This is a genomic window from Scytonema sp. PCC 10023 (assembly GCF_963920835.1).
Taxonomy (GTDB): Bacteria; Cyanobacteriota; Cyanobacteriia; order Cyanobacteriales; family Nostocaceae; genus Kalymmatonema.
In genome coordinates this window covers 1-8,424 of record NZ_CAWUDP010000187.1, presented here as the reverse complement: position 1 = coordinate 8,424, position 8,424 = coordinate 1, and the positions used below count along the sequence as shown (strand labels likewise).

General features: G+C 43.7%; 13 protein-coding genes. 8 read left to right on the top strand and 5 right to left on the bottom strand.

Annotated features, from left to right (window positions below):
• Positions 1 to 555: 555 nt before the first annotated feature.
• A complete protein-coding gene (locus tag ACM0OZ_RS46755) occupies positions 556 to 1,386 on the top strand; it encodes a class I SAM-dependent methyltransferase (RefSeq protein ID WP_414589798.1) in 831 nt (276 codons plus the stop codon).
• 61 nt (positions 1,387 to 1,447) lie between these two features.
• On the opposite strand, the gene sfsA is transcribed toward ACM0OZ_RS46755, so the two are convergent.
• Complete coding sequence (gene sfsA, locus ACM0OZ_RS46750; RefSeq protein ID WP_414589797.1) at positions 1,448 to 2,233, bottom strand: DNA/RNA nuclease SfsA; 786 nt, start codon at positions 2,231 to 2,233, stop codon at positions 1,448 to 1,450.
• A 118-nt stretch (positions 2,234 to 2,351) separates the two neighbouring features.
• Here sfsA and ACM0OZ_RS46745 point away from each other — a divergent pair, with 118 nt between their 5' ends.
• From ACM0OZ_RS46745 to ACM0OZ_RS46735, 3 genes are all read left to right on the top strand, one after another.
• Positions 2,352 to 3,620: a tetratricopeptide repeat protein gene (locus ACM0OZ_RS46745; RefSeq protein WP_414589796.1), complete on the top strand. Its 1,269-nt coding sequence runs from the start codon at positions 2,352 to 2,354 to the stop codon at positions 3,618 to 3,620.
• A 181-nt stretch (positions 3,621 to 3,801) separates the two neighbouring features.
• A complete protein-coding gene (locus tag ACM0OZ_RS46740; RefSeq protein ID WP_414589800.1) occupies positions 3,802 to 4,380 on the top strand; it encodes a Uma2 family endonuclease in 579 nt (192 codons plus the stop codon).
• Positions 4,377 to 4,616: a DUF29 family protein gene (locus tag ACM0OZ_RS46735; protein WP_414589799.1), complete on the top strand. Its 240-nt coding sequence runs from the start codon at positions 4,377 to 4,379 to the stop codon at positions 4,614 to 4,616. Before ACM0OZ_RS46740 ends, ACM0OZ_RS46735 begins: the two co-directional genes overlap by 4 nt.
• A gap of 31 nt (positions 4,617 to 4,647) precedes the next feature.
• On the opposite strand, the gene ACM0OZ_RS46730 is transcribed toward ACM0OZ_RS46735, so the two are convergent.
• Positions 4,648 to 4,878, bottom strand: coding sequence for a type II toxin-antitoxin system HicB family antitoxin (locus ACM0OZ_RS46730; protein ID WP_096570230.1), 231 nt, complete (start codon positions 4,876 to 4,878; stop codon positions 4,648 to 4,650).
• On the bottom strand, positions 4,875 to 5,123 hold the full coding sequence (locus ACM0OZ_RS46725) for a type II toxin-antitoxin system HicA family toxin (protein ID WP_096570232.1): 249 nt from the start codon (positions 5,121 to 5,123) through the stop codon (positions 4,875 to 4,877). Before ACM0OZ_RS46725 ends, ACM0OZ_RS46730 begins: the two co-directional genes overlap by 4 nt.
• An 872-nt stretch (positions 5,124 to 5,995) precedes the next feature.
• Between ACM0OZ_RS46725 and ACM0OZ_RS46720 the strand changes: the two genes are divergently transcribed.
• The 4 genes from ACM0OZ_RS46720 to ACM0OZ_RS46705 are packed head-to-tail and all read left to right on the top strand — an operon-like array spanning position 5,996 to position 7,086.
• Positions 5,996 to 6,223 (top strand): hypothetical protein, encoded by a 228-nt coding sequence (locus ACM0OZ_RS46720; protein ID WP_414589795.1) that lies wholly within the window; start codon positions 5,996 to 5,998, stop codon positions 6,221 to 6,223.
• Complete coding sequence (locus ACM0OZ_RS46715) at positions 6,220 to 6,429, top strand: hypothetical protein (protein ID WP_096570236.1); 210 nt, start codon at positions 6,220 to 6,222, stop codon at positions 6,427 to 6,429. The genes ACM0OZ_RS46720 and ACM0OZ_RS46715 overlap by 4 nt, the downstream gene beginning before the upstream one ends.
• Positions 6,419 to 6,808 (top strand): type II toxin-antitoxin system VapC family toxin, encoded by a 390-nt coding sequence (locus ACM0OZ_RS46710; RefSeq protein WP_096570238.1) that lies wholly within the window; start codon positions 6,419 to 6,421, stop codon positions 6,806 to 6,808. Before ACM0OZ_RS46715 ends, ACM0OZ_RS46710 begins: the two co-directional genes overlap by 11 nt.
• A gap of 8 nt (positions 6,809 to 6,816) precedes the next feature.
• Positions 6,817 to 7,086: a BrnA antitoxin family protein gene (locus tag ACM0OZ_RS46705; protein ID WP_414589794.1), complete on the top strand. Its 270-nt coding sequence runs from the start codon at positions 6,817 to 6,819 to the stop codon at positions 7,084 to 7,086.
• Here the strand turns inward: ACM0OZ_RS46705 and ACM0OZ_RS46700 are convergent.
• Positions 7,076 to 7,204, bottom strand: coding sequence for a hypothetical protein (locus ACM0OZ_RS46700; RefSeq protein ID WP_414589793.1), 129 nt, complete (start codon positions 7,202 to 7,204; stop codon positions 7,076 to 7,078). The genes ACM0OZ_RS46705 and ACM0OZ_RS46700 overlap by 11 nt on opposite strands.
• A 587-nt stretch (positions 7,205 to 7,791) precedes the next feature.
• Positions 7,792 to 8,424 (bottom strand): tetratricopeptide repeat protein (locus tag ACM0OZ_RS46695; protein ID WP_414589792.1); only part of this gene is annotated, 633 nt, incomplete at its 5' end.

Below are 8,424 nucleotides of genomic sequence, written 5' to 3'. Positions count from 1 at the left end.
CGATAGTTGGCGGGTAGCTGCCTGTGACAATAGCTCGGTGCCAGGTTAATATTTAAGCAAAAAGCCTCTCTGATTAAATTCAGAGGGGCTTTTAAAGTATGGTTAGCTTTTTGACAGACAACGGAATTTTTAACTGAATTTGAATTTTGCGAACTTTTCCATCCTTCCATAAAGTAACGTGAGTTCCACAGAACTAAAAAATAGCGGGAGATAGTGCTGGTTGGGGCAGATAGGTATAGGCAGTTAAACGAGCCATCAAGTTTGATAGTACCTGTAGGGTGTAGAACATGACTTGAGGAAATGCATAATTTTTATACTTTTATAAAATATTTTGCCTATTTTTTTGCAATTTTCATCTCTTCAAGCTTTCTTCAAGCTTTGTAAGTAAATTCACTGGTTTTATTTGTTAAACGAGATTTTACACTTTAATTAAGTAGCCTCTAGCTGGATTTTAGCTGTATAAATTGAGTAGCTAAAATTACTTGATATTGGGGAAGACAGGGATTGCATTACCACAAATAAACCCAAAAACGCATTTGTGCGAAGGAATAAGATATGCAAAAATCCCTGGCTGATGTTCTTGAGCAATATATTGCTCAAGATGCCTATGTAATTTGGCAAACAGGACACATTCCTACCAGCTTTATTGCCAATTTCACTGCAGCAATGGAAGCAAATCGTTATTACTATGACAATCCTCAATGGACTAAAGGCTATTTTGAAGCCTGTCACCGGGACGAAGCATTTAAGGGATGCTGGCGTGCTGCAATGGGTAGTTGGGATGACAAAATTGTCGTTGATATAGGGTGCGGTTCTGGCAATTTGTATGCGTCGTTGGGTGGTTCACCAAGACTGCTGATTGGTGTGGATATTTCTCGCACCTCTCTTGAAATGGCGCGAACAATTGGCTACACACCGATCCTTGCAGACGCCCACAACTTACCCTTTATCGACGGATTTGCAGATATCGTTGCACTCAATGCAACTTTACACCATTGCGACAATATGACTCAGGTTTTGGCAGAAGCAGCGCGTTTGGTTCGTCCTGGTGGACTGTTGATTACCGATCATGACCCACAAGTGACTGCTTGGAACTGGAAAGGTTTGGGTATGCTTTTGTATAAGATACGGGTACCGATATATCGGTTAATGAGCGGTGGTAAATTTATGTCAAAAAAAGAACATGATGCCATGATTGCAAGCGAAACCCACCACATACCCGGTGCTGGTGTTACGCCAGAACTTTATTACCAAACTTTGGAGCCTCTTGGCTTTACAGTGAAAGTATATCCTCACAACCACACTCTTGGAGCGGAAGTCTTACAAGGCATTTATGGTCGATCGCACATGAAGTTATCGTTTCAGCCAATGGTTGTCTGGTATTAATCCCAATTCACCAGAAGCGGCATTATCTCTAATGTCTGTTGCCAGACGCAATGCCTAAGGCTCAAAACTTGCATTCTGCCAAACCTAAATAACGCACACCTTCTGGGTTAACTTCAAAACGGCAAGGTAAAACTTCTAAACCAAGGTCGATGCCAGACCTCAACAGTCTACCATACATAGGGTCAGCACTATCGCCAGGAGCAAACTCAGTGCAATCACCTCGATTTATAAAGTAAAGCATGACCGCACGATTGTGGGGCAGGAGTGCTGTCAGTTCCCGCAAATGCTTTTGTCCTCGTGTTGTTTCTGTGTCTGGGAATAGTGCCAACTTGCCCTGCGCCCAAGTTGTATTTTTTACTTCCAGATATATATGACGGCTATTTTCAGTTAATACCAATTTACCACTATTTAGAAACAAATCGCTAGATGGGATGTTGAAGTTTGTATGTGGAAATAACAAGAAGTCCACCCGACTTGATTTATTTTCCCCGTAGGGAACTTCGGTGCGAATTTGGCTATATCCCAATTCTGGAAAAAGGTATTTTTCTAAAGCTAATTTGATGATCCTATTGGGTAAATTAGTATTTATGCCTACCCAAGTGGGTTCGTTATCATGTACCTGGATCATTTCCCAGGTATAGAGAAGTTTGCGGTTAGGATTATCACTGTAAGACAGCTGCACTGCACTCCCAGGAGTACAAAGTCCTGTCATTGGTCCTGTGTTGGGGCAGTGCGCTGTTACAATTTCCCCAGAAGCAAGTTCAACATCGGCAAAAAATCGCTTGTAGCGTCTTAGCAAGACACCAGGATACAGGGGTGGGTAGCGGTAAAGGTAGTCATTTGTCATTTAGTCATTTTCATGAACAATTTGAAATGAGTCAACTGAAGACTGAAATCTGAAGTGTAAAGTATGAAGTACTTCACCCTTAAGCTTTCAACCTGACTTTATCCTGCAAACAAATGCCATGAATGACGAATTTTACAATAAAGGATTGGAAAAAGCCCAGCAAAAAGACTATGCTGGAGCGATTGAGGAATTTACCCGTGCTTTGCAGCTAGCACCTTACTTTGCTCAAGCTTACTATCAACGAGGTTTAGCATACTATGATTTAGGAGAAATACTCAGTGCTGTTTCTGACTTCACAGAAGCGCTGAAGCTTAATCCCCAAAGTGTGGAAGCTTATTACTGTCGCGCCTTGGCACGAGTGGCGCTGAAAAATCTGCCAGGGGCGCTTGCAGATGTGGAACAGGTGATTCGTCTCAATGTAAATTATGCGCCTGCTTATAATTTACGGGGGACAGTGTGCCGTAAACAAGGGTACATTCAAGATGCGATCGCCAACTTTAAAAAAGCGGCAGAATTATATCTACAGCAAAAGGACACAGAGAACTGTCGCCAGTGTCTAGAAAAGATTAAACAGATCCAACCAAAAGAACAACCTGCTGCAATTGTGCAAGCAACTCCCACAATTGCGCCAATCAAATCTGAAAAAGAATATTTCGCGCAGTTACTGGAAAAAGCAGAAAAGGGAGACACCCGCGAGGCGATGGAGGATTTAAACTGGGCGTTGCGCGTTGATCCACAAGATGCACAAGCCTACTGCTGTCGAGGGGTGGTGCGTTGCAAACAGGGAAATTATCGAGAGGCTATCTCCGACTTTAACCAAGCACTGCGACTAAATTTTGATGATGCCATAGTTTACCGCAACCGAGGAAAAGCGCGTTCTCATCTAGGAGATCATACTGGGGCGATCGCTGATTTTAACTCTGCACTCCAGATGCAACCCCAAGATGCAATGCTGTATGTTGCTAGAGGCAATGCCTATCGAGTCATGGGGAATTATCTTGGTGCAATTAACGACTATACCCAAGCATTGCAAATAAATCCCGATGATGCAACAGCTTACTACAATCGTGGCATTGCCTACACTTGCTTAGAAGAAATGGAACGCGCTGTTGAAGATTATCAGCGTGCAGCAAGTATGTTTTGTGAAAAAGAAGACTGGGGAAATTACCAACAAGTCTTAGATAGCCTCAACAAAATCAACTCTCCTAGCTCTAACTCAACAAACGCGAGGTATAAGTTACTACGACAGCGCCTGTTGAGACTGGTTGGAGGATATTGGGAAATAGCCCAAAGATTGATTGATCAGGCGAAGTACGACTATCCAGGAATGTCAGAGGAATGGTATTTGCAAAAAGTGATCGGTGATTGGGAACGCGATAGAGGATAGATAAGGTTTAGTGATGCGATGATTCCTATATCAACTGCAATATTCCCCGCTATGCGGATAATGCCCCATTACCAGAATTTCAGGATGTGCGATGGGCAAAGCCCCGCATAATTGCGATGGCGCTTTTCTCTCACTGAGTCCAGAGGACACGCACTCGCGTTCGCGAACGCAAAAGGAATGAATTATGAATGTAACCCTACAATTACCCCCAGTTCTCAAACTTACTGATGAGCAATTTGAACAACTCGCCGCTGCTAACCGAAATTTGCAGCTCGAAGTTACTGCCAAGGGAGAATTAATTATCATGCCACCCACTGGGGGAGAAACAGGAAACCGTAATTTTGATTTATCAGGTCAACTTTGGTTCTGGAACCGTCAAAATGTATTAGGAAAAGCTTTTGATTCCTCTACAGGTTTTCGGTTACCTAACGGTGCAACTCGTTCCCCTGATGCTTCTTGGGTGAAAATGGAACGATGGGATGCTCTCACTGCGGCGCAAAAAAAGAAATTCTTGCCTTTGTGTCCGGACTTTGCGGTAGAACTCGTTTCAGAAAGCGATGAGCTAGAAGATGTTCAGGAAAAAATGCAGGAGTACATTGCCAATGGGTTGCGTTTGGGTTGGTTGATTAATCCTAAAGATAAGCAAGTAGAAATTTATCGCCCTAACCAAGAAGTTGAAATTTTACAATCTCCTTGCACTCTTCAAGGTGAAGATGTTTTACCAGGATTTATTTTAGATTTGCAGTTGATTTTTGAATAGAAGTACCTCACCTCCTAGCCCCCCTAGAACATCGATTCACTAAGCACAAACCTAACCCCCCAGCCCCCTTTCCTATAAGGGAAGGGGGAGCCAAATTCTCCTGCCCTCGTAGGGGAGAGGTTCTTCCAAGTACTAATAGTTGGCTTTCTACTATTTTTGAACATCGGCGCAGATTAAACAAAAATTTGCAAGCTAGCCCTAGTTTGAAAAAATACTTTTTGGAAGCTCATGATTGACAATTATTGCTGGCATTAACACTCACTTAACTTACGCAACTAGCAACGGTTTTGTAGGAAGCATTCTCGGTTCTGGTAGTGGTTTGTTCTCTTCTTTCAACATCTCAACAAAAGTCTCAATTACTTCCTGACCATTTTTGGCTGCTTCTTCATAAGTCCTACCATGCGTATGAAATTGCTGCCAGGGGAACTCAGGCAAATGTACTAAAAAAAGTTTATCTTCCTCCGACCATTGAATTACCATGCTGTAGTGATAGCTCATTCTTCTGGCTCCTGTTTTTCTTCGTTTTCCGTGTTTTCCATTTCTTGCAATTTTTTCAGCACCCGTTGGATATTTTTTTCTAAATATAACGGAGCATCATCGCCGTCTTTGCCCGGTATGGTTAGGGGTTCTTCGGGTAACAACGGATGCTTCCAATATGTATGACTTCCTTTACCTCTTCCTGGTTGAAGGATATAGCCAACTTTTGACACCATTGCTTTCAACTCTCTCACTTTTTTCGGCATTACCCCTCACAGCCAACTCTCATTTATTTTCTCTGCTAAAGAGTCAAAAATCCAAGTCTAATTGTCAGTATTTTAGCTGAAAGCAGAAGAAGCCCCACACTGTAACGGTACTCCGTTCAGCGTTGGGATGAATTCTGGGCAGTGAGGAATTGACCGACGAGTGATATTGAGCGTAGCTCAATGCACAATGTTGGTCGATGACGAATTGCCAATCTCCGTATTGGGCAACCTGTCAACAAGCGTCTTCCACAATTTGAGTAACCGTCTTATCTTTGCTTGCAGCATATAATCGTAACTTATTTAATCTTTTTTCTGACATCCTTACATTTCATCTTGTTGTCTTCATTTTTAACTACCCAACGTTGTCACATTTATGCTAAGATTGAGGAGTACAGGTTAAACAAAACTAATAGCTAACCGCTTCCTGTACGTTGTACCTTGACAACTCAGAGTATGGGGTTCCATTCAGTAACTAGACTATTCGTAGTCGCTTTTCTGTGGATGGGTAAAACTCTGACAGTACTAAGGTGTTTGAACATTTTTGTACTTGTTCAACTGTGCGGAGGGGCATCTCGTGCAGTCTAAACAAAGCTCAGTTAATGTCCGACGGGATACCGGGAGTCGCTGAGAAGCCCACACCGAATCAAAGATTACGGTGTGGGAGTATGTCACATGTGATACCCCTGCATAAGTGGTTGTGGCGATAAGCAAAACTCCGCCTGAGGCGATCGCACAAATCCCATCAATCCCAATAAATGCGTAGACGCACACCGGCTTGTCATCAGACATCGCACTTTCCCATTAATCCAATAAATGCGTAGACGCACAGCGGTGAAGCAGCGCTGCAGGAGGGTTTCCCGGAGCAGGCGACTGTGAACCCGAAGGGCTTGTCGTCAGACATCCCACTCTCTTATCAACCCAAATGCAATTTGCTGCAAAGCAGCAGCGCTAGCCCCGATAGGCGTAGCCGTGCCCTAGGCATAGGCGGCGCACTCAAAGGACGCTATCACACTTTCTCCCATCAATCCAAATCCGATCGCTTTGGGACTTTGGATATACTGAAAATAGAAAGAACTAGTCAAGAACAATTGAATGCATGACAAATCGTGAAGAATTGATCCAGGAAATCGAACAAGCTCCTGATGATATAGTTGAGTTGGTATTAGATTTTTTTCATAGAGTAAAAGCAACACGCAAAACCCATCCTTTGGCAAAATTTGCAGGTATTTTAAGTGATAGAGAAGCGGAAGAATTAAAAGAGGCGATCGCCACAGAATGTCGGCAGGTGGATGTGAATGAGTGGTGAGATTGCCCTGGATACCTCTGTGGCAGTGCGTTTTTTGAATGGAGACACAGCCATCGTTTCACGGGTACTAGCATTACCAGAGGTGGTTCTGCCTACCGTCGTAGTGGGGGAGTTACTTTTTGGCGCGGAAAACTCTACTCGTCCATTACAAAATTTACCTCGTTATCTGGAGTTTATTAAGGCTTGTGTAGTTCTGCCATTAGGTCGAGAAACAGCAGCAGTCTATGCTCAAACCCGACTGGCTTTGAAACGGAAGGGACGACCAATTCCAATGAATGATGTTTGGATTGCGGCACAATGTTTAGAGCAGGGTTGGATATTAGTGACAGATGATACAGACTTTGACTATGTTGATGGCTTGATGTTAGAGCGTTGGTAATTCAATCTATGGATACTGAGTACGATTTTAGTCAAGGTAAACGTGGAGCAATTCAGCCTACAGGCGAAGGTAAAACAAGGATTACAATTCGGTTAGATGATGATATTTTGATGTGGTTCCGCGAACAAGTCCATCTTGCTGGTGGTGGAAACTATCAGACTTTGATAAATAATGCATTGCGTGAATATGTGCAACAGCGTCGGGAATCTTTAGAGGAAATTTTACGGCGAGTTGTACGGGAAGAATTGAGTCAGATAAATATGCCGGTTAATGAGTAGAATAATCGTACACTCCCATCAACCCAAATAAACGCGATCGCACAAATCCACAAACCCTAATAAATGCGATCGCACTAATCCGACAACCCACTAAACGCGATCGCACAAATCCCATCAATCCCAATAAATGCGTAGACGCACACCGGTGAAGCAGCGCTGCAGGAGGGTTTCCCGACAGCAGGCGACTGTGAACCCGAAGGGCTTGTCATCAGACATCGCACTTTCCCATCAATCCCAATAAATGCGTAGACGCACAGCGGTGAAGCAGCGCTGCAGGAGGGTTTCCCGACAGCAGGCGACTGTGAACCCGAAGGGCTTGTCGTCAGACATCGCACAAATCCCAACATCACAGACGCGATCTGCAGCAAAGCAGCAGCGCTAGCCCCGAAGAGGGCGCTACGCAAACACTATCGCACTCTATCTCCTCAACCCTAATAAAAATGCGATCGCATTTAACAACATAAACTCTAAAATTGCTTAACGGGCAGTAGCAGAGCGTTTACGACAGATTCCCTGCTCTTGGATTTACGGATAATAGCCTGGAAACTTTTTGAGACTCCACTCTCCTGTGCCACCAGAAGTCGCGCACATTACTTAATAAGGTGTCTCACTTGGGACATTTATCAGTGAAAACTTGATAAAACTGTTGATTTGTCGTATATTCTACCACCCAAATAGCCCACGTATCCGCCGCCACAGTTTTTTTCACGAGCGCCATAGATGATTCAGCCAACCCCAAAATCCTTGCTGAGCTGCTACAGGTGCATTCTGTTGCGAAAGACGCTCAATTGCATTGTTGCAATCTTGGACTTCGGAATCGAGTCCCATTGCTTGACACAATTCACGGGCATTGCGATAAGCACTCAGTGCGTCTGATTCCCGATTTATGTTTTCTAATGACAAACCTAAATTGAACCAAGCGTTTCCTTCTCCATTGCGATCGCCGATTTCTCTAGCTATATTCAAAGACTGTTGGTGAAATTCAATCGCCTGTTGGTATTGTCCCAAGGATTGGTAAGCAAGTCCTAAATTGCCCAAGGCGGTTCCTTCGGCATTGCGATCGCCAATTTCTCTAGCTACATTCAAAGACTGTTGGTAAAATTCAATCGCCTGTTGGTATTGTCCCAAAGATTGGTAAGCAAGTCCTATATTGCTCAAGGCGATTCCTTCGCCATTGCGATCACCAATTTCTCTAGCTATATTCAACCACTGTTGGGAAAACTCAATCGCCTGTTGGTACTGTCCCAAAGATTGGTAAGCAACTCCTAAATTGTTCAAGGCGCTTCCTTCGCCATTGCGATCACCAATTTCTCTAGCTATATTCAACCACTGTTGGGA